Source organism: Pseudoalteromonas sp. 19-MNA-CIBAN-0066, assembly GCF_040308705.1.
Taxonomy (GTDB): domain Bacteria; phylum Pseudomonadota; class Gammaproteobacteria; order Enterobacterales; family Alteromonadaceae; genus Pseudoalteromonas; species Pseudoalteromonas nigrifaciens.
The window spans coordinates 220,411-240,470 of record NZ_JBEONZ010000001.1 but is presented as its reverse complement, the minus strand read 5'-3'; the positions used below and the strand labels follow the sequence as shown (position 1 = coordinate 240,470).

Annotated in this window: 18 protein-coding genes; 3 read left to right on the top strand and 15 right to left on the bottom strand. The window is 41.3% G+C overall.

The annotated features are described in order from the left end of the window. From fliE to AAEZ18_RS01095, 3 genes are all read right to left on the bottom strand, one after another. Window positions 1–333, bottom strand: coding sequence for a flagellar hook-basal body complex protein FliE (fliE, locus tag AAEZ18_RS01105; protein ID WP_041454357.1), 333 nt, complete (start codon window positions 331–333; stop codon window positions 1–3). 159 nt (window positions 334–492) lie between these two features. Beyond that, window positions 493–1,953 carry a sigma-54-dependent transcriptional regulator gene (locus AAEZ18_RS01100; protein ID WP_350594233.1) on the bottom strand — a complete coding sequence of 487 codons (1,461 nt, stop codon included), beginning with the start codon at window positions 1,951–1,953 and terminating at the stop codon, window positions 493–495. Further along, window positions 1,950–3,062 (bottom strand): sensor histidine kinase, encoded by a 1,113-nt coding sequence (locus AAEZ18_RS01095; protein ID WP_350594235.1) that lies wholly within the window; start codon window positions 3,060–3,062, stop codon window positions 1,950–1,952. The genes AAEZ18_RS01100 and AAEZ18_RS01095 overlap by 4 nt, the downstream gene beginning before the upstream one ends. Window positions 3,063–3,208: 146 nt before the next feature. On the opposite strand from AAEZ18_RS01095, the gene AAEZ18_RS01090 reads away from it, so the two are divergent. Beyond that, window positions 3,209–3,799 carry a DNA-3-methyladenine glycosylase I gene (locus AAEZ18_RS01090; RefSeq protein ID WP_350594237.1) on the top strand — a complete coding sequence of 197 codons (591 nt, stop codon included), beginning with the start codon at window positions 3,209–3,211 and terminating at the stop codon, window positions 3,797–3,799. A 312-nt stretch (window positions 3,800–4,111) separates the two neighbouring features. On the opposite strand, the gene AAEZ18_RS01085 is transcribed toward AAEZ18_RS01090, so the two are convergent. Continuing rightward, entirely contained in the window at window positions 4,112–5,545 is a 1,434-nt protein-coding gene (locus tag AAEZ18_RS01085) for a sigma-54 dependent transcriptional regulator (RefSeq protein ID WP_350594240.1), read from the bottom strand. A 372-nt stretch (window positions 5,546–5,917) separates the two neighbouring features. Between AAEZ18_RS01085 and fliS the strand changes: the two genes are divergently transcribed. Then, window positions 5,918–6,319 (top strand): flagellar export chaperone FliS, encoded by a 402-nt coding sequence (gene fliS, locus AAEZ18_RS01080; RefSeq protein ID WP_179807101.1) that lies wholly within the window; start codon window positions 5,918–5,920, stop codon window positions 6,317–6,319. 6 nt (window positions 6,320–6,325) lie between these two features. Next, the gene (locus AAEZ18_RS01075) at window positions 6,326–6,625 is read left to right on the top strand and encodes a hypothetical protein (protein ID WP_350594243.1); all 300 of its coding nucleotides are present in this window, start codon (window positions 6,326–6,328) and stop codon (window positions 6,623–6,625) included. Window positions 6,626–7,255: 630 nt separating this feature from the next. On the opposite strand, the gene fliD is transcribed toward AAEZ18_RS01075, so the two are convergent. The 11 genes from fliD to AAEZ18_RS01020 form a co-directional block, all read right to left on the bottom strand. Then, window positions 7,256–8,668 (bottom strand): flagellar filament capping protein FliD, encoded by a 1,413-nt coding sequence (gene fliD / locus AAEZ18_RS01070; RefSeq protein WP_350594245.1) that lies wholly within the window; start codon window positions 8,666–8,668, stop codon window positions 7,256–7,258. Window positions 8,669–8,747: 79 nt separating this feature from the next. Then, the gene (locus AAEZ18_RS01065; RefSeq protein ID WP_350594247.1) at window positions 8,748–9,170 is read right to left on the bottom strand and encodes a flagellar protein FlaG; all 423 of its coding nucleotides are present in this window, start codon (window positions 9,168–9,170) and stop codon (window positions 8,748–8,750) included. 151 nt (window positions 9,171–9,321) lie between these two features. Then, window positions 9,322–10,497, bottom strand: coding sequence for a flagellin (locus AAEZ18_RS01060; RefSeq protein ID WP_350594248.1), 1,176 nt, complete (start codon window positions 10,495–10,497; stop codon window positions 9,322–9,324). A gap of 310 nt (window positions 10,498–10,807) precedes the next feature. Further along, window positions 10,808–11,986, bottom strand: coding sequence for a flagellin (locus AAEZ18_RS01055; protein WP_069438721.1), 1,179 nt, complete (start codon window positions 11,984–11,986; stop codon window positions 10,808–10,810). 275 nt (window positions 11,987–12,261) lie between these two features. Continuing rightward, window positions 12,262–13,494 carry a flagellar hook-associated protein FlgL gene (flgL, locus tag AAEZ18_RS01050; protein WP_350594252.1) on the bottom strand — a complete coding sequence of 411 codons (1,233 nt, stop codon included), beginning with the start codon at window positions 13,492–13,494 and terminating at the stop codon, window positions 12,262–12,264. 2 nt (window positions 13,495–13,496) lie between these two features. Beyond that, entirely contained in the window at window positions 13,497–15,506 is a 2,010-nt protein-coding gene (flgK, locus tag AAEZ18_RS01045; protein ID WP_350594253.1) for a flagellar hook-associated protein FlgK, read from the bottom strand. Window position 15,507: 1 nt separating this feature from the next. Further along, window positions 15,508–16,503: a flagellar assembly peptidoglycan hydrolase FlgJ gene (flgJ, locus tag AAEZ18_RS01040; RefSeq protein ID WP_182684554.1), complete on the bottom strand. Its 996-nt coding sequence runs from the start codon at window positions 16,501–16,503 to the stop codon at window positions 15,508–15,510. Between the two features lie 127 nt (window positions 16,504–16,630). Then, complete coding sequence (locus tag AAEZ18_RS01035) at window positions 16,631–17,728, bottom strand: flagellar basal body P-ring protein FlgI (protein ID WP_197181930.1); 1,098 nt, start codon at window positions 17,726–17,728, stop codon at window positions 16,631–16,633. A gap of 12 nt (window positions 17,729–17,740) precedes the next feature. Beyond that, window positions 17,741–18,424 carry a flagellar basal body L-ring protein FlgH gene (flgH, locus tag AAEZ18_RS01030; protein ID WP_350594254.1) on the bottom strand — a complete coding sequence of 228 codons (684 nt, stop codon included), beginning with the start codon at window positions 18,422–18,424 and terminating at the stop codon, window positions 17,741–17,743. 16 nt (window positions 18,425–18,440) lie between these two features. Continuing rightward, a complete protein-coding gene (flgG, locus tag AAEZ18_RS01025; RefSeq protein ID WP_197181931.1) occupies window positions 18,441–19,229 on the bottom strand; it encodes a flagellar basal-body rod protein FlgG in 789 nt (262 codons plus the stop codon). A gap of 21 nt (window positions 19,230–19,250) precedes the next feature. Next, window positions 19,251–19,994: a flagellar basal body rod protein FlgF gene (locus tag AAEZ18_RS01020; protein WP_011327467.1), complete on the bottom strand. Its 744-nt coding sequence runs from the start codon at window positions 19,992–19,994 to the stop codon at window positions 19,251–19,253. Window positions 19,995–20,060 lie beyond the last annotated feature (66 nt).

Below are 20,060 nucleotides of genomic sequence, written 5' to 3'. Positions count from 1 at the left end.
TTAAACAGGCATATTCATGATTTCTTTGTAAGCTTCAACAAGTTTATTACGCACTTGTACGGTCGCTTCAAATGCAACAGAAGATTTTTGCGAAGCAATCATTGCCTCTGCAAGCGATACGCTTCTGTCGCCCATTTCAACCGCTTTTACTTTTTGACCTGTGTCTTGCTGTAACTCATGCACAGTATTGAGCGCATTGCTAAGCATATCGCCAAATTGTGCTGATGACGTAGACTGAACTTGCGTAGGCAATTTATTAATTTGATTATTACGGCCCGCTTCTAAGGCCATTGATTGCATTTCTTGAAATACAGCGCTATTTTGAATTTTCATTATTTGTCTCTAACAATGCAGTTAACTCTTAAGGTTAATAAAGCACAAAACGTGCCACATAAATAAAGCTTTAAATACATGGTGTTACAGTTGGTTTTACTTAGTCAGAGTTTTGACAGCCCTAAATTCAAGGTGTTGAATTTAGGGCTTTTTTGAAGGTTATGCAGGAAGTGAAATACCTAAGTCGCGCATTTGCGCTAGTTTATAACGTAAAGTTCGCGGGCTAATACCCAAGGTTTCTGCTACGTCTTTACGCTTGCCTTGGCAACGCGCAAGTGTTTCTAAAATAATTCGATGCTCTTTATCTTTAAGCTCATCTTTATAACTGCCTGTATCTTGAGCGAGTAAATCTGATTTTTGCTCATTCGGTGTTTGATCATCAAGCTTTTCATCACCCGACTTTTCGTCATTAATAATGGCTGTTGTTTTACTATCGTAATAGGCGCTAGTTAACGCACTTTCACTAATTGCTGGCTCTACTACAAAGTTGCTTGGGGCTAAGTTTTCAATAAAAATAGCTTGCTCACTTATGCTGTTGCCACTGCGCAGTATAAGCGCACGCTGAATTACGTTATCAAGCTCACGCACATTACCTGGCCATGTATGGCTAAGCAGCTTTTGTTCAGCTTGCTTATCTAAAATAGCCAGCGGCTGCTTAGCTTTAATTAAATGGCGTTCAATTAAGTGCTTTGCCAACACAATTATATCGCCAGGGCGCTCGCACAATGGCCGCCACATTAGCGGAAAAACGTTAAGGCGATAATATAAATCTTCCCTAAACTGATTATTCGCTACCGCTTGTTTTAAATCACGGTTACTGGTTGCGAGTATGCGTACATCTAGCGTAATGGTTTTACGACTCCCTAAGCGCTCAACTTCGCGCTCTTGCAATACACGCAGTAGTTTAACTTGTAAGCCCAAATCCATTTCGGTAATTTCATCAAGTAAAATAGTACCACCCTGCGCTTGCTCAAACTTACCTGGGCATGCCTGAATCGCGCCAGTAAAAGCACCTTTTTCGTAGCCAAATAATGTTGCTTCTAGCATGTTTTCAGGAATCGCCGCACAGTTAATAGCCACAAAGGGCTTTGCAGCACGCGCTGATTTATCATGAATAAACCGCGCTAATACTTCTTTACCCGAGCCACTTGGCCCCAGCACCATAACACTGGCGTCTGATTTAGCTACCCTGCTTGCAAGCTCCAGCAATTGAATACTCGTTGGGTCGGCAACAATAGGGCCGTCGGTTTCTTTGGGTTTTTCGGGTAAATAGCGGCTCACCATATTTAATAGCACCTCGGGTGCAAATGGTTTGGCCATATAATCAATCGCGCCTAAGCGCATTGCCTCTACCGCATCGTCAATAGTTGCGTAGGCGGTCATCATTAATACCGGTAAATCGGGGTAATTTAATTTAATACTGCGCAGTAAATCTAGGCCGCTCATAGCGCCCATTTGCACATCGCTCACCACTAACGAAAAGGATTCTTTTTTTAGTAGTAACATCGCCTGCTCTGCACTGTCGGCAGCAACGCATTCAATACCCGACATTTCTAGAGTATCTATTAATGCTTCGCGAAGCCCTGCGTCGTCCTCTACAACTAAAATAGTATTACTCATAACGATTCCTCTAATTTAGATGCTGCGCTAATTGGCAATAGCAAGTTAAAACAAGCGCCGCCATGTACATTATTAGTCACCTCAATACGCCCTTGGTGCGCATTAGCAACAGAGCTAACAACCGCCAACCCTAAGCCTGTGCCTTGGCTGCTAGTGGTAAAAAATGGTTCAAACAGTTTATCTACCTGCTGTAGGTCAACACCTGGGCCATTATCACTCACGCTAATGCGTACAAAATCTGGGGTTTGCAAATCGCGCATTGCACTTACTCGCACTTGTGCCCCAGAGCCTATAATTTGAATACTGTTATGAATCAGGTTTTGAATCGCACTGGCAAGCGCGGTTTTATTCCCTAAAATCGCAATGTCGGGCTCAGGTAAGCTTACATCAAGCTCACTGTTATTAAGCGTTACCATGGCATCTGCACCGGTTTTTACTTCGCTTAATAATTGCTGCATAGACACCTGCTCAACCACATGCTGATCGCCACTTTTGGCAAATAGCAGCATGTCGTTTACTTGGTTTTCTAAATCTTTTAAGCGCGACATTAATTTAGTTTGAAAGTTATCGCGCGACGCTTCGGGTAAGCGTTTTGAACCTAAATTAGCAGCATAAAGCATAGCCGCCGACAGCGGCGTACGTACTTGGTGCGCCAAAGATGCCACCATTTTACCCAGCGCACTTAAGCGCTGCATATGCGCAACCCGCTTTTGTAAGCGGCGGGTTTCACTCAAGTCTGTCATTAAGATAAGTTGCCCTGGCTCTGGGGCAAGTGCGGTAATATCAAGTTTTATTAAGCGCCCGTCTTTTAAAGACACTTCGTGGCCATCATCTTGCTGAGGCCGAAATGAGCGCTGAATAACACTAAACCACTTTTCGCCTTCTAGCGGCTCGCCAAGCATATCAATCGCAATTTGATTCGCTTTCGCTATCATGCCTTTACCATCAAGCACTATTACTCCTGCGGGCATAGTATCTACTAAATGCGAAAGCCAACTAGCCTGTTTACGCAGATCGCTTAACTCCCCTATATACTCCTCTTGAAGTAAACATGGGTTATACTGATTTGCAGAAATAAACTGTGGTTTTAACACACTAGCAAGTGCCATAATCAAATCTCTAATTGATGCAGATATAGCTTTAAATGCACAATTTATACCACCTTTTATTACCATGTATATCATTGAGTTACACAGTAAAAATACGCGACATTAAAATGACGCGCAAATAAAAGCACCGCAACTAAGGAACTATAATGACCAAGCAATCTCGCTGCTCATGGCTCGACACCAGCAAACCCGACTACATTGCATACCACGATAACGAATGGGGAGTGCCAGTGTATGACGATAAAAAGCTGTTTGAATTTTTAACGCTGGAGTCGGCGCAAGCAGGCTTGAGTTGGTACACTATTTTAAAAAAGCGTAATGGTTATAAAAATGCTTTTGCCGACTTTGATGTACACAAAGTAGCAGCATTTACCGAGCAAGATATTGAGCGACTAATGCTTGATGCGGGTATTGTGCGCAATCGCTTAAAAATTGCTGCTACTGTAAATAACGCCAAATGCTTTATTAAAATTCAGCAAGAGTTTGGCAGTTTTAGTAACTATCAATGGCAGTTTGTTGGCAATAAGCCGCAAGTAAGTAATTTAAATTCTGCTGACAACGCCCCAGCAATTACCCCTACCTCAAGCGCATTTGCTAAAGATTTAAAAAAGCGTGGTTTTAAGTTTTTAGGGCCAACAACCGTATACGCCCATATGCAAGCCTGCGGTATGGTTAACGATCACAGTAATAACTGTTTTAGAAAAGAAGAAGTTATGAGGCTAGGGGCTAGGGGCTAGGGGCTAGGGGCTAGGGGCTAGGGGCTAGGGGCTAGGCAAACAGTCTGATTTCTGGCTTTTAATCAAGCCTCTGTAATTATTACATTTAGTGAAATTTATTTTCACCAAGAGCTGTGCATAACAACACAAAAAAAGAACAGTACACCTATTTATAAGTCTCTATAGCTCAGCGTCTCTAACCCTCTTAGCGAATATTGTTACTAAGACTAAGTCGCACTACGTACGCGCGTCAGCAAGCTAAACGCTGTGCTTGGTTATTTTTTACCTAAAGCCTGAACCCTGACACCTAAAACCTGATAGCTGCCTTAATTTTTAGTCTCTCGACAAGTTATATTTTTTCATTTTTTCGACCAAAGTAGTGCGGCGTACTCCGAGTATTTCGGCGGCGCGGGCAACTACATAATCAAAGCGCTCTAATGCTTGAGTAATTAAGTTAATTTCTAGCTCGGCTAAGTATTCTTTAAGCTCAATCCCTTCGCTGGGTAACAAGCCTGAATCTGCTGCTGTAGAGTGTTCGGGTTCATCGTCATAATCGCTAAAGTCGGTGCTAAATATGTCGTTAAAAGCATCGCGCTCCATTAACTCTTCTGGGTACTGCGGCTCATAGGCTTCAACTTCAATATAACGATACTTAGCCGGTAAATCAGGAACATCTACCACTTTTTCTGGGAACATTATCACCATTCGCTCAACTAAGTTTGCAAGCTCGCGAATATTACCCGGCCAACTATGCTCTTTTAGACTCTCGACCGCGCGCTCAGTAAACTTAGCCGTTGAGCCGCTTTGCTCATTAACGCGGCGCATTAACTCTTTTAATAGCAAAGGTATGTCATCGGCACGCTGGGTAAGCGACGGGCTTTCAATGGGGAATACGTTTAATCGGTAGTATAAATCTTCACGAAACGTGCCTTCCTCTATCATAGTTTCGAGGTTACGATGGGTTGCAGCAATAATGCGTACATCGGCCTGAATCGCTTTAGTGCCGCCTACTCGCTCATAACTGCGCTCTTGCAATACGCGCAGCAACTTAACCTGCATTTGCAGCGGCATATCACCTATTTCATCTAAAAACAGTGTACCGCCTTGCGCCAGTTCAAAACGCCCTTTACGAGCAGAAATAGCCCCTGTAAATGCGCCTTTTTCATGGCCAAACAATTCACTTTCGAGCAACTCTCCCGGGATCGCACCACAGTTAACTGGTACAAAAGGCCCTTTAAGACGTTTAGACAATAAATGTACGTTACGCGCCACTACCTCTTTACCTGTGCCCGACTCACCTAAAATAAGCACATTAGCATCGGTTTTTGCTACTTGCTCAATTAAAAAGCGCAGGTCTTTAACCGCCGATGTTTCGCCCACTAGGCCATCAAAAGTATTGTGTGGTTTACTGTGTTTGTGCTCAATAGGCAACATGCGCTGATATTGTTGGCAGTCGTGTAATAGTTGCGTGGTTATTTCGTGGCTAAATGGCTCACAAATTAGCCCCACTACATTAGCAATACTCAGTAAAGGCTTGAGTGTTTCGCCAATTAGCAAAAAAGGAAACGTAGGGTAGCGTTTAATTAAACTTTCGTGATCAAGCGCCTGCAGTGCACCTAAAATTACAATACATTCTTTACTTTGATACTTACTACACGCTTGCTCAAAGTCGGCTTCCGTTTGTAATTGCACCGCTTCACCAATAAAAGTAAGTGAGGCATATAATCCTATCGAGCGGTTGTTATTATTATCTAAAATTAAGATCATATTTAGCGGGCCATTCATTTCACTAATTTATTTTGTTAATCAAATTGTAAGCCAGTTGAAATTGTATGCAAGCACTAGTGGCGACTTTTTGACATAAACGCCAAAAAACAGACACTTTAATTAAAGCAACAATACTTAAGGATTAACCATTAAGTATTAAGGTTATAAAGGCCCCCTACATTCGCATAATAAATTAATCGCAAAGCTTAATACTTAAATTAGAGATATAAAGTCACTTTATAATAAAAATATTCACTAATATTTACTTAAGTTGCCGCCTTAAATGCCGATAAGTAAGTATATAAAATGCTTGGCATTATAATTGCTCGCATTGTATTAATATTTTTAGTTATCAAAATTTAGGATCTTCTCATGGCACATGCATCAATTAAAAAATACGGTCAAGTTCGTGCAAGCAGTATTAGCGAAATGACACCTTACGAACAAATAAACCTAATTTTTAGTAACATTATTGGGCGCTTAGCTGCAACCAAAGGTTTTATTGAACGCAAAGAAATTGAAAAAAAGGGCGAAAATATTTCAGCCTGCATTTTACTTTTTGGCGCATTACAAGACGCACTTAATTTTGACGTTGAGCAAGGCTCAGAAATTTCAGACAACTTATTAGCGCTATACGACTATTGCCAGCGTACACTAACTAAAGCTAACTTAAATAACGATACAGCAGCAATTATGGAAGTTTCTAGCATAGTGAAAGAAATAAAAGAAGGGTGGGATAATATTCCTGCTAGCGAACGCTCTCCTGCAGTTTAATTTATTATGACTTTAATTACTGACCAACAGCCAGCAGAGCAAATTAAACAATTGCTCTGCGAGCTTGAAACACTGGTAAATAACAACGATGCTGACGCGGCAGCTTTACAGCTTGAAGCGTTAAATACGTGTTTAAAAAGCTGGTGCGAAAGCGCTGAGCAGCCAAGTAGTGACGAGCTAACCACAGCACAAGCGCATATTAATGCTATTTTAACTCAAGCTAATATCCATAAAGACGACTCGTTTAGAGCCTTGTTAAAGCATAAAAAATCAGACAAAGCGATCAGCGCTTACAAAAGCACTTAAAAAGCACTTAAAAAGCTAATTAGCATAATGAGAAGTGAATTAAACGATGGTTTTATACTTTTCTTCTCTAAAGCGCAGCGCCCTCTTATCCTCTTTATAAATAAGTTATTTAAAGATCATTTTGCACAAAGAGAAAACAATGAGAGTAAATGAGGAGTAAATTAAACACATAATTGAGTGTCTTTTCTTCTCTAAAGCGCAGCGCCCTCTTATCCTCTTTATAAATAAGTTATTTAAAAATTATTTTGCACAAAGAGAGTAAATGAGGAGTGAGTTAAACACATAATTGAGTGTCTTTTTTCTTCTCTAAAGCGCAGCGCCCTCTTAACCTCTTTGTGAATATATTTACTTAAATCAAATATGCATAGCGAGGAGAGGACGCGGGGAATGAGAAGTGAGTTAAACAAGTAATTTAGTGCCTTTTCTTCTCTAAAGCACAGCGCCTCTTAACCTCTTTGTGAGTAAATCACTTAAAGCCTTTTTGCACTGTTTTAATCTGTTTAACGCAAAAAGTGCGGTATTGTTGTGATTAAATAAAACCGCACTTATAAAACTAAAAACTGCCTTTTCGCAAGCTCAGTATTTGCCTTAGCCTAAAGCCTAGTATATTCCCTAGAGCCTAACCCTTAACTACTTAGACTTTCTAACTACACCTGGCATATTATCTAACTGAGATTGAAGGTAACTACTGGTTGAATTTAAGCCTGCCACCAATAAATCCATGCTGTTGTACTGCGCATAAAGGCGCGACTCTAACGACTGCATTTTACGTGCAAACGATACTCGTTCGTCATCAATCCCACGAAGCTGGCCTTCTTTACTCTCTATTCTGTTTTGAATTAAACCATCTGACTTAGTATAAAAGTTCATTAGCTCATCAAACGATTGGGCAAAGCCACCTTCATCTTTATTTTCGCCAATAAAAAACTGCTGCACTAAATCAACATCATTTTTTACTTGCTCATCTAAGCGTTCGCTATCTAAGCTTAATTTACCATAGCGGTCGGCTTCTACACCTAACTGCGATAGCGACAAAGAGTTACCATCACCTAAGTCAACACTGTTGGTAATTTCTTGCCTTAACTTTGACATAACACCACGTAGCAGAGAATCACCCGCCATTACGCCAGCACCATCTTCGCCAGATTTACCTAAGTTTTTACTTAGTTCTAGCAGCTCGTTATAACTTTTAATAAAGCTATCTAGCCCTGCTTTTATATTATTGTTATTTTCTTTAACGGTTAGCTTACTTAGGTCGTCGTCAACACCCTGTGCTTTTTTAGCGGTAATAGTCACGCCATCAATCACATTTTTAAATTCGTTAGTGCTACTAGTTACTGTTACTGTGCCGTCAATAGTTATTGACGCATCAACAGCGGCAACCACTTCGCTCACATTTTTTATTCCTGCAGGTGCAGGGTCAAATGCTAAACGCGAAAGGCCTAAGGTATCGGTGTTGTTAGCATCGTCATCAGCCACTGCTATTTTAATTTGGTTTTCTACACCACTGGTTTGAGCCGAAAATACTAAGCGCTGGCCTGTGTCATCGGTAATTATGGTGGCGTTAATGCTTTTGTTATCTTTACTGTTGTTTATTGCATCGCGCACTTCGCTTAGCGTTGCAGTGTCTGATACTGCAATATCAAAACTATTATCGCCCGAGCTTAACGTCATAGTGCCAGCACCAACAGGGTTGGTGGCATCAAACGCACTCGACATTATTTTATGCTCAGTGGCTAAATTATTTACTTTTACCGAGTAACCACCTGGTTGGGCGTCTTTATCTGAGCTAAGCGATATAAAATCATCATTACCCGATGTTGTACGTTTTTGATAGTTATCGGCGTCGCCTAATGCATTCATCGACTCTTGTACTTTTTCAAGCGCAGCTTTTAGTGCACCCACAGCGGAAATATCGGTAGTTAAGTTAGCTTCTTTTCTATTTAAACGTGATTCAAAAGGCGCTTTTTCGGCATTAACCAATGCACCCACAATTTCAGATACTTGTAAGCCTGAACCTAAGCCAGTAAACGAAATAGCCATGTTTATACCCCTTTACACTATTAAATAAAAACAAAAAACTTAAAAAACGCAGCTACTATTTAGTTATATATCTATATAGCTATACCGTTTGGTCAATCAATAAACCCGCAGTTTCAGACAACTTAGACACTAAACTTAATACTTCTTCAGAAGGATACTGCTTAATAACCTCACCACTGGTTTTATCGAGTACTTTAATTACATCGCGACCTGAATCTTCATCAACTTTAAACTGTAAGCTCCGGTTCATTTCGCCCATAAAGTCCTGCAATTGTTGCGCCATTTTTTCTAGCTGTTCACGCTCTAACGGCTGAGCAGTTACTTCTTGGTTATTTTTTTCGTATTGATTTTGCTGTAATCGTTGCTGATTTTGTGTGTCAGCTTGCTTTACATCGTCAACAGCGCGTTCGGTTAGCGAACTAGCCGCTTGACCAACTACTTTATCTTCACCCGCAAGCGGAGTTGGTAATGTAACTTCTGCATTGGAATTAATGGTATTCATAACAGATTCCTATTTATTAGTTAATTAAACAATAGCTCAATTAAAACCCTTAAACCACAAAAGGAGGTAGCTAAAGCCACCTCCTTTTTTGTAAAACTAATACTGACTTTATGTACTAGCTAGCTAACCATTAAGCTATTACTTTAACTTATTAACCTAATAAGCTAAGTGCTGCTTGTGGTAACTGATTCGCTTGCGATAAAATTGACGTACCTGCTTGTTGCAATATTTGGTTCTTCGTCATGTTAGCTGTTTCAGTCGCAAAGTCAGTATCTTGAATACGGCTACGTGACGCAGATACATTTTCTTGAATATTCGAAAGGTTACTGATTGTATGGCCAAAACGGTTTTGTAATGCACCTAAATCAGCACGCTGCTCATCTACCTGTTTCAATGCAGCATCAATTGATTCAAGTGCTGCTTGTGCACCTGATCCATCAGCTCCACTAATATTAATTGAGCCAACCGCAGTACCACCTGTAGCAGTATCTGCTCCCCCTGGTGTTACTGAAGTTACTGCTGAAGCGAAAGCCCCTGCATCAGAGCCAATACTACTAGATGTCTCAAAAGCAGTTACTTCATTAGTCGTCGTGAATGTAATTCCCCCTGAGCTACCTGACTGTGCACGAACACCTAAAGAGCCAACATTCTCATTTATTGCGTCAATCATATCATCAGTACCCGCTCCAGCAGCAACAGTAAAGCTTACTGACTGTGAGCCTGCTGCAGTTGTAACGCCAAATGTAATAGTTTCATCTGCAATACCTATATTAGCTGCAGTAAATGCTGGTACGGCTGCTGACTGCCCGCTTACAACTCCTAAATCAGTTGCTTTCATACTTCCCAATGTCATCTCAATTGTTTCATTAGCGTTAGAGCCGACTTGAAAAGACTTTGTACCAAAATTACCATCAAGCAATTGCTGACCACCAAATGAAGTCGTATCAGCGATTCGGGTTAGCTCTTTTTGAAGTGCCACTACCTCTTTTTGTAACGAATCACGGTCATCTGCGGAGTTTGAGCCATTTGCAGATTGCAAAGCAAGCTCACGCATGCGTTGTAAAATATTGGTAGACTCGCTCATCGCACCTTCAGCTGTTTGCGCCATTGAAATACCGTCGTTAGCATTACGCTGTGCTACACCTAAACCATTTATTTGTGATGTTAAACGGTTTGAAATTTGTAGGCCTGCCGCATCATCTTTTGCGCTATTAATACGCATACCTGATGATAAACGCTCCATTGATGTGGCCAAACCTTGGCCTGATTTTGATAAGTTACGTTGCGCGTTTAGTGAAGATACGTTTGTATTTACTGATATAGCCATGATAAAACTCCTGATTACTTTCGTAATGTTGCTATTTTAATTTAACCAAGAGCTGTCACAAATGTATGCTCAGCTCCGTACTGATTAAGTTAACGGCAGGAGTTAAATTATCTTTAGGAGTATTTTAAAAATAAATTGGTTTATTTGTTCAATAAAATGTAATTATTTGTTTTAGAATGAAAAGTAGCTATTTATTAATTTTTATAACGTATAAATTTATGTTTCAAATAGTTTTTATTATTTCAAAAAACAAAAAACGCACTTCCAGTTGAAGTGCGTTTGTATAAACAGTTACTAGTAAACTAAATAATTAACCGCCTAACAAGCTGATTGCTGCTTGTGGTATTTGGTTTGCTTGCGATAAAATTGACGTACCTGCTTGTTGTAATATCTGATTTTTCGTCATCTCTGCCGTTTCAGTTGCAAAGTCAGTATCTTGTATACGGCTACGTGACGCAGATACATTTTCTTGAATGTTAGCAAGGTTACTAATTGTATGACCAAAACGATTTTGAATAGCACCTAAATCAGCACGTTGATCATCAATTTGTTTTAATGCCGCATCAATTGATTCAAGTGCTGCTTGTGCACCTGTCCCATCAGCTCCACTAATATTAATTGAGCCAACCGCAGTACCACCTGTAGCAGTATCTGCTCCCCCTGGTGTTACTGAAGTTACTGCTGAAGCGAAAGCCCCTGCATCAGCGCCAATACTACTAGATGTCTCAAAAGCAGTTACTTCATTAGTCGTCGTGAATGTAATTCCCCCTGAGCTATCTGACTGTGCACGAACACCTAAAGAGCCAACATTCTCATTTATTGCGTCAATCATATCATCAGTACCCGCTCCAGCAGCAACAGTAAAGCTTACTGACTGTGAGCCTGCTGCAGTTGTAACGCCAAATGTAATAGTTTCATCTGCAATACCTATATTAGCTGCAGTAAATGCTGGTACGGCTGCTGACTGCCCGCTTACAACTCCTAAATCAGTTGCTTTAAAACCATCAATAGTAACGTCAATGACTTCATTGGCATTGGCACCAACTTGGAATGATTTTGTTTCGAATGTTCCATCTAATAACTTTTGCCCACCAAAAGAAGTCGTATCTGCAATACGTGTTAACTCACTTTGCAAAGCTGCAACTTCTTTTTGCAATGACTCTCTGTCTTCAGCTGAATTAGAGCCATTAGCTGACTGTAAAGCTAGTTCACGCATACGCTGTAGTATGTTAGTTGACTCATTTAAAGCGCCTTCAGCAGTTTGCGCCATTGAAATACCATCATTGGCGTTACGCTGAGCAACAGCTAAGCCATTTATTTGTGATGTTAAACGGTTAGAAATTTGAAGGCCGGCGGCATCATCTTTTGCGCTATTTATACGCATGCCAGAGGCTAGGCGCTCCATTGAGGTTGCTAAGCCTTCGCCAGATTTAGTTAAGTTGCGTTGTGCGTTTATTGACGACACATTAGTATTTACTGTTAATGCCATTTTACCATCTCCTAGGTTTAAACAGAGTGTGGTTCAACACGATTTAACAGGAACCACTATTCGATAATTTCTAATTATTAGAAAAGCATTTACTGTGCCAACTTTAAAATAAATATAACCACATGTTTTTAATGTATTTTCTATTGGAATATTAAACGTTAATAATAAGTTATCTGGTTAGCGGAAGTGACGACAATTTATTGCCGCTATTTTGAGGGAGGTTTTTGCCGCTTTGTATTAACTAAAGCGGCAAGGTATTTCTGCTTATAATATGTTTATAAGTAATCAAATAACGAGAGTTTGGCTAAGCGGCCGAAAGTAGCTTGCGACGCTTGGAGTGCGGTTTCTTGCTGAGTAAGTTCGCTAATTGCAGCGGCCATATCTACTTCAAGCAGGCTTGAACGATTACTTTGGTTTTGAATGTCTAGCGCAGAGTTAGAGTCGGTTACTCTTTCTAGCACATTCATGCGCCCGCCTAAACTGGCTTGGGTAAACACAACTTGCTCGCTGGCATTTTGTAACTGCGTTACGCCATCGTTAAGTACTTGCTGAAAATCATCTCCCGCAAGCGTGCCATTATTTAAACCTGTAATTAAACCCTGCAGTGTATTAAGTACGTTTTCTTTATGAGGCGGCTCGAGACTAAAATCAAGCTGCCCAGGTGCAGCGCCGCTTAGCTGAATTTTCATGCCCGCAAATTCAATTGGCTCGCCTGCTTGTATCGCCCCGGTAACAGGTGGGTTTAATGGGTTACCTGCGCGCTGAATTTCATATTGCTGTGGATCGCCTAGAACAACCTTTACATTAAAAGTATTTTGGCTGGCATCAACGGCGTTATAGTTAGCTTTATGAAACTGATCGAACACTCCTTGTTTATCTACATAAACAGAACCCGTAAGCGTACTTGTTGCATCGCCTGCGTTAGATGCTACATCGAGGCGTGCATTGATTTTTTCAAAGGTGTCGTAGCCGTTGTCGCTAGATTTAATCGACACACCTTCGGCAATAGTAATTTGATGCTGGCCTTGATCGCCTTGGTAATTGTATTTTCCGCTAGCGGCATCAAACTGATACGGTTGCGTGCTGTCTTGGTAGCCCGAAAATATGTATTTACCGTCTTCTGATCGGGTGTTCATTAAATTAGCTAACGTTTTTTGTATTTCGGTTAGCTCCGACGCTAACGACTTTAAGTCGTCTTTACTGTACGCGCCATTACCTGCTTTTAAGGCAATATCTTTAGCTGCTTGAATACTTTCGTTAATACCTTGCAGTACGCTTTCTTCGGTTTTGAGTCGGCCATTGAGCTGGTTAATATTTTTTGTATATTGCTCATTACTTTGTATTTTATTGGTATACAGCATAGCTTGCGATATGTCGGCAGGCGCTTCTGAGGTAGATAAATACTTTTGCCTAGTATTTACTCGCTCTTGTGCGTTTGCTACGCCATTTTGATTTTGTAGTATTTTATTAATGCTATTTTGATACATTAAGTTATTTGATAAACGCATAATTACCTCGTGGCACTAAGTAAAGTGTCAAAAATAGAACGTGCAGCAGAAAGCACCTGAGCTGAAGCCGCGTAAGATTGTTGAAAGCGCAGCAAATTAGCTGCTTCTTCGTCAAGGTTTACCCCAGATAACGACTCGTACCATGCCTCTGACTGCTGTGCGAGTGCGTCGAATGCTGCGCCGTTTGTTTTAGCTTGGCCTGTTACCACACCAATGTCGGTTACTAATCCGGCATACGCTTGGTTAAGGGTTTTATGGTTATCGGCATCTGAGCTTGAAACAACATTTTGACGCACCAAGTCACCATTTTGTAACTCGGCTAATTTTAAGCCATTACGGTTATCGTCAAAGCCGCCTTTGTTAAACTCTAATGTAAAGCTATCGTCTGTGGCTGGCGAGCCTTCAATATCAAAGTCAAAACCATATAATTCAAAGCCATTACCTGCTTGTTGCAACATGTTTTTTGCCGGTGGTGTTACTGTAAATGTACTGCTATTTGCACCATCTGATACCGTAAATTGATTTTCAATTGCCGTTTTAACAACCGTAATAGGGCCATTTTTGAGTGTAGCTGGGTTAGTTGCAGCAAAACCCTCAGTGGTAATGCTAGTTACACTACCCGCGGAAATAGCGCCGCTACCGGTATTATTAACCCCACCGGCGGAGCGTATTGGCGATGCTAACGCTAGGTCTTCACCGCGCCCAGTTGTTAGCGATATATTTGCTGCGGCTTCTGAATTGAGCTTAATTTGAAATTTATCGCCTTCATTACCAGCACCAGCCATAGTTAACTGCAAGCCAAATAAATCAACACCAGGGTTATTTGCCGAGTTAATTTCACCGCCTACAAATGTTGCTGTTGTAGCGGCGCCTAATGGCTCGCCTTTATTATCTACTGGCTGAATACTCACTTCGTTTGGATTTGCGGTATAAGTCACAATAAAATCACTGGCAGGTAAATTACTGCCTTTGCCGGGCTCTACTGTTGCACTAACACCCGCACCACCGGTATTAGCTTGATAGGCAAAGCCTTTTGCCGTAGGTATATTGAATATATCGCCACCCAATTTACCGTTAGCATCCATTCCTAAGTGATTTTGCTGATTAAATGCATCAGCCAACGCTAAACCCATTTGGCCTATTTGATTTTGTGCAGGTACTAAAATATCGTCTCTGAAGGCAAGTAAACCACCTATTTTGCCTTTTAATTTACTGGCATCAACTTCAAGCGGCACAGCTTTGCCGCCATTTACATCTAAGCGCAGTTCTTTAAAATTTGGATCGGGGTCGCCGCGCATCGAAAACAAGTTAAACGAGCCGTTTTGCATTACAACCGCTTCACCGCTGCCCATAAAAACGAGCTTTTCACCATTAGGGCCGTCAAGCGTTTCAATGTCGATTAACTCTGATAAATCGCGAATCGCTTTATCGCGCTCGTTATATGTGCTGCTTGCAGCAGATGCGTTGTTAGTACCATTAACACCAGCAATTTGTTGGTTTAACGATCCTATTTTTTGAATTAAGGTGTTGGCTTCATCGGAGAATATTTCGAGCTGCTCATTTACAACATTTTTTTGATCCAGCACTATTCCCGATAACCTATCCATTTGGCTTATTAAGCTATCGGCGTTAGTCATTACTAACGAACGTGCAACCGTTGACGATGGCTGATTAAGCGCTTCTTGCACGTTATTAAATAACGAGTTTATACCTGTTGATAAGCTATTCGCTTCTTGCGAAAATAACGTGTCTACTCGGTTTGCTTCACTTACAAACTGATCAAAAAACGTTTTATTTGAGGTGTCTCGGTTTAATTGTTTTTGTGCAAATTCATTAAGCAATCTGTAAGTATTACCTTTGCCAACTTGATTGCCGATCATGGTGCCATGCTCTGTACGCTCGCGCACATAGCCGTCGGTATTTACATTAGTAATATTTTTACTGGTTGTTTGCAACAGATCAGTGTTTGCTCTTATTCCTGAATTAGCAATGTTTAATAAATTAAACGACATGTTACTTTACTCCTTGACGGATCACGTTTGTTGCAATATTTTTAAGCTCGCTACTGTTAAGTACGCGCTTTATTTTATCCGCATAATTTGGGTCTGTTGCATAACCGGCTTGTTGTAATGAGTCTAAAAACACTGCCGGTTTGGCGGTATTTTGTAATGCTTGTTGATAGCGTGGATTTTGAGTTAAAAAATCAACAAAGTCGTTCACGCTGTCTTTTATTGAGTCGTAAGCCCTAAAACTGGCTTGTTTTTTAACTGCAGCGCCTTGTTCAAACTCTAAGGTTACTTTGTTAGCTTTTTCGCCCTGCCAGCTTTTATCTGACTTAATGTTAAATAAGTTATTTGAGCTGTTACCGTCGCTTTTATTAATAATATGCTTACCCCAACCGGTTTCAAGCGCTGCTTGAGCCACCATAACGGCTGGGTTTAAACCAATTTTTTTAGCCGCTGTTTTAGCATGCTCCCATACCGAACTTACAAATTCTTCGGCCGTTTCAAAGTTTGGCTTAGCTACTTCTGGCTTTTCGGTATTCATAGCGCTTTTATCTACAGGCTCGGTTACGGCTTTTTTACGCTGTTGCTGCGGCAACTCTATGCCAGCACGCTGATCGCTTAAAAGATCGTTACTGGTTCTGAGTACTGAAGCTGGGGTGTAATTTTTTGCCGTAGGAGAAAGTTGCTGCACTATTAAGTCGGCAAGCCCTAATGAGCCATTAGACGAGAGCTCTGATGAGAGTTGCTGATCGTGCATTTCTTCAAAAAACTTTACGCTACTTGAATTTAATGGGCTTTCTTTGTCTTCGAAGGCTTCGCTGGCTTTGCGCATACTTTTAAGCAACATTTGCGTAAATATGGCTTCAAATTGTGCCGCTGCTTTTTTGAGAGCCGCTTTTGAGGCATCACTAGACGCGTCGCCACTGTTTAGGGCGTCTTTACGCAAAGCGTTTAAGTTACCTAAATCAAAAAAGTTTTGCTTATCGAGGTGATTTGTTTCCATCAGCTTTTTGACACAATAATGAATAATGTATAAAGCAATGCAAAAATTGAGCCAGAGGGGAAGGTGTTAAGCAAGATGCCATCGGTTACCAGCTTTTAAAACTGACCACCGATAGCATTACGTTGTTTTAAATTACAACTAGCTGGCCGTTTATTGCGCCGGCTTCTTTTAGGGCTTCTAGTATTGCCATTAAATCGCCAGGTGCGGCGCCTACTTCGTTTATAGCGCGTACTAGGTCATCTAGGCTCACTCCGGGGTTAAATACAAATGCCCGTGAGTCGTCTTGTTTTATATCTATAATACTTTGCTGGGTAACAACGGTATCGCCATCGCTAAAAGCATTAGGCTGCGATACGTTTAGCTGCTCTGCAATCGTTACTGTTAAGCCACCGTGAGTAATAGCAGCTGGTTGCAGCTTTACATTTTTACCAATAACAATAGTACCGGTACGCGAGTTAACGATAATTTTTGCCGCTGTATCTGCTGGGGTAAACTCTAGGTTTTCGAGCGTTGATAAGTAAGACACGCGCTGCGAGGCGTCTCTTGGGGCAATAACTCTAATAGACGCTGCATCGAGTGCTTGGGCGCTATTTGGGCCTACTAAATCGTTTATGGTTTTTTCTAATCGCTTGGCGGTAGTAAAGTCTGGGCGATTTAAGTTAAAAGTAATATAGTCGTTTTGCATAAATGGGCTTTTAACTGCACGCTCAACGGTTGCGCCATTTGGAATACGCCCCACTGTTGGCGTGTTTATAACGACTTTACTGCCATCAAGCCCTTCTGCGCCTAAACCACCTACAATTAAACTACCTTGACCAATAGCGTATACGTTGCCGTCGACCCCTTTTAAAAAGGTTTGTAGTAAAGTACCACCACGTAAACTACCTGCACTACCAATAGATGATACGGTAATATCTATAGTTTGCCCGGGCTTTCTAAAAGGCGGTAGCTCAGCATGCACTGCAACCGCAGCCACGTTTTTAATTTTTGGTTTTAAGCTTGCCGGTAGCGTAATGCCAAAGCTGTTTAACATGCCTTTAAAGCTTTGCTCGGTAAATCGGCTTTGCTTCTCGCCCGTACCAGGTAAGCCAACAACTAGGCCATAGCCTACTAATTGGTTTGAGCGTACGCCCTCAACCATAGACACATCTTTAATGCGCTCGGCCATGGCAGGAAGTTGCCAGCCAAGTAACACCATTAAACAAAGAACTTTAAATACATTCATAATGAATGTCCTCTAAAAAGGAAAAAGTGAGCTACTAAAAAAGCGTGTTAGCCAACCGGCACTTTGCGCTTCTTGAGTTTGCCCTTTGCCCGAATATTGAATTCGTGCATTAGCAATTCTATTTGACTGTACGGTATTGTCTGCAGTTACATCTTCTGGCCTTACTAATCCCTCTAAACGAATAAATTCTTCGCCCGAGTTTAACGTTAGCCATTTTTCGCCGCGAATAACTAAATTACCATTAGGTAAAACACGCATTACGTTTACCGATATATCACCGGCTAAACTATTTGACTGATTTGATTTTGAGTCGCCTTTAAATGACGCGTCGCTGCCAATACCAAATTGAATGCTGTCGCCGCCAATATTTACCGGTAATCCGCCTAAACCAATAACAGGGTCTAAACTTGCGTCAGACTGCTTATCTGTTTCTGTTTTTGCCGCTTTAGAGGCTTGCGTAGACTCTTGCAATTTAACCGTAATTATATCGCCGGTACGCAGTGCTTTTTTATCGGCGTATAAGTCGTTCGATAAATACGTATTAAACAGTGAGCCATTAGCAACTGCCGGTTCAACATTGGGTTCTGGGTACATGGGTGCATAGTAAGGATCGTCTTGTACTACGTCACTATTTTGTGTAGACACACAGCCACTTAACAATAAAGTACCCGCTGCAAATAATATAATATTGCGCATAATAACCTCTAAAATATTATAATTGCTGATTGATGTAGCTCATCATTTCATCAACTGCCGAAATTACTTTTGAGTTCATTTCGTAAACACGTTGGGTTTCTATTAGGTTTACCAACTCTTCGGTTACGTTTACGTTTGACGTTTCTAGTGAGCCTTGAATAATAGTGCCTAGCCCATCAACCCCAGGGTTACCCTGCACCGGCGCGCCACTTACCGCAGTTTCGGTGTAAAGGTTTTGCCCTATAGGCTCAAGGCCCGACGGATTAATAAAGTCACTAATGGTAATTTGTCCAATAACCACGTTATCGGCCTGCCCTGCAACTCGTACAGACACTTCACCGTCTTGCGATACAGTTATTGATTGCGCGTCGTCGGGTACGTTCATTTCAGGCTGAACTACATAACCGGCACCCGAGGTTACAACTCGCCCTTCGCCATCGGTAGTAAATTGACCATTGCGCGAATAAGCAATATTGCCATCAGGCTGCAACACCTCAAAAAACCCCGGACCTGATATCATCCAATCTAGTGAGTTTTCAGTGGTTAGCATATTACCTTGCGAAAAGTTTTTTTGGTTAGCTACCACTTTAGCACCAGCACCTAGCATTAAACCTGATGGCATTTCGGTATCTTGTGATGAGCGACCGCCTGGTTGATTAATGTTTTGGTAAAGTAAATCTTCAAAAACGGCGCGGCTTTTTTTATAACCAACCGTACTGGCGTTGGCTAAGTTATTTGAAATAACCGAAATGTCGGTTTGTTGGGCGTCAAGCCCTGTTTTACTGATCCACAATGCTGGATTCATAATCGTGTCCTCATTTTAAAGTTAAACTATGCGCAACAGCTGATCTTGCGATTGATCTATTTCTTCTGCTGTTTTCATTAGCTTTACTTGTAATTCAAATTGGCGTTGATGGCTGATCATATCGACCATTTCGTGTACCGGATTAACGTTCGACATTTCTAATGCGCCGCTTATCACTTGTACGTTAGCTGAGGTTTCAACCGTTTGATTTGGTTTTGGTCTAAATAAACCATCGTTACCTTTTTCAAGTGTTGAGTTATTTGCCTCAACCACTTTTAAACGATCAACCTCTTCTAAAAAGTTAGCCGGCGCGCCTTGTGGGCGTACTTGTATGGCACCGTCTTTACTAAATTCTATTTTTTCAATCGGGACTGGCAAAATAATAGGGCCGCCTTCGCCAATTACTTGACGACCACCGCTGGTAACTAACATGCCTTCGGCGGTAATATTAAGCGTACCTACTTTTGTATAAGCTTCGTTGCCGGAGGCGTCTTGTACACTCAGCCAGGCGTTATCGCTCATGGCAATGTCGAGCTCGCGACCGGTTTGCTGTATGCCACCCGATGTCATGTTTGAACCTGGGCGCTCTTCCATAGAAAACACCCGCGATGGCAAACCTTCACCAAACGCTTGCATAGATCGAGCTTGGGCAAAGTCGGCTTTAAAACCTGTAGTGTTTGCGTTCGCCAAATTATTGGCTTTAAGGGCAAGCCCCATTAAGCTTTGCTTAGCGCCAGACGCGGCAATGTAGACCATTTTATCCATAACATCGACTCACTTAAAAATCTCTGTAAGAACAAATGCAATATATGCGCCATTGTTAAATACAGC

Bases quoted from the DNA above. Each gene is read 5' to 3' on its own strand.
- flgH (WP_350594254.1), bottom strand. From the start codon at position 18,424: ATGCGCAATATTATATTATTTGCAGCGGGTACTTTATTGTTAAGTGGC.
- AAEZ18_RS01100 (WP_350594233.1), bottom strand. From the start codon at position 1,953: ATGAGTAATACTATTTTAGTTGTAGAGGACGACGCAGGGCTTCGCGAA.
- fliS (WP_179807101.1), top strand. From the start codon at position 5,918: ATGGCACATGCATCAATTAAAAAATACGGTCAAGTTCGTGCAAGCAGT.
- flgJ (WP_182684554.1), bottom strand. From the start codon at position 16,503: ATGGAAACAAATCACCTCGATAAGCAAAACTTTTTTGATTTAGGTAAC.
- AAEZ18_RS01055 (WP_069438721.1), bottom strand. From the start codon at position 11,986: ATGGCATTAACAGTAAATACTAATGTGTCGTCAATAAACGCACAACGC.
- AAEZ18_RS01075 (WP_350594243.1), top strand. From the start codon at position 6,326: ATGACTTTAATTACTGACCAACAGCCAGCAGAGCAAATTAAACAATTG.
- flgG (WP_197181931.1), bottom strand. From the start codon at position 19,229: ATGAATCCAGCATTGTGGATCAGTAAAACAGGGCTTGACGCCCAACAA.
- AAEZ18_RS01095 (WP_350594235.1), bottom strand. From the start codon at position 3,062: ATGGCACTTGCTAGTGTGTTAAAACCACAGTTTATTTCTGCAAATCAG.
- fliE (WP_041454357.1), bottom strand. From the start codon at position 333: ATGAAAATTCAAAATAGCGCTGTATTTCAAGAAATGCAATCAATGGCC.
- fliD (WP_350594245.1), bottom strand. From the start codon at position 8,668: ATGGCTATTTCGTTTACTGGCTTAGGTTCAGGCTTACAAGTATCTGAA.
- AAEZ18_RS01060 (WP_350594248.1), bottom strand. From the start codon at position 10,497: ATGGCTATATCAGTAAATACAAACGTATCTTCACTAAACGCGCAACGT.
- AAEZ18_RS01020 (WP_011327467.1), bottom strand. From the start codon at position 19,994: ATGGATAAAATGGTCTACATTGCCGCGTCTGGCGCTAAGCAAAGCTTA.
- AAEZ18_RS01085 (WP_350594240.1), bottom strand. From the start codon at position 5,545: ATGATCTTAATTTTAGATAATAATAACAACCGCTCGATAGGATTATAT.
- AAEZ18_RS01035 (WP_197181930.1), bottom strand. From the start codon at position 17,728: ATGAATGTATTTAAAGTTCTTTGTTTAATGGTGTTACTTGGCTGGCAA.
- flgK (WP_350594253.1), bottom strand. From the start codon at position 15,506: ATGTCGTTTAATTTATTAAACATTGCTAATTCAGGAATAAGAGCAAAC.
- AAEZ18_RS01090 (WP_350594237.1), top strand. From the start codon at position 3,209: ATGACCAAGCAATCTCGCTGCTCATGGCTCGACACCAGCAAACCCGAC.
- AAEZ18_RS01065 (WP_350594247.1), bottom strand. From the start codon at position 9,170: ATGAATACCATTAATTCCAATGCAGAAGTTACATTACCAACTCCGCTT.
- flgL (WP_350594252.1), bottom strand. From the start codon at position 13,494: ATGCGTTTATCAAATAACTTAATGTATCAAAATAGCATTAATAAAATA.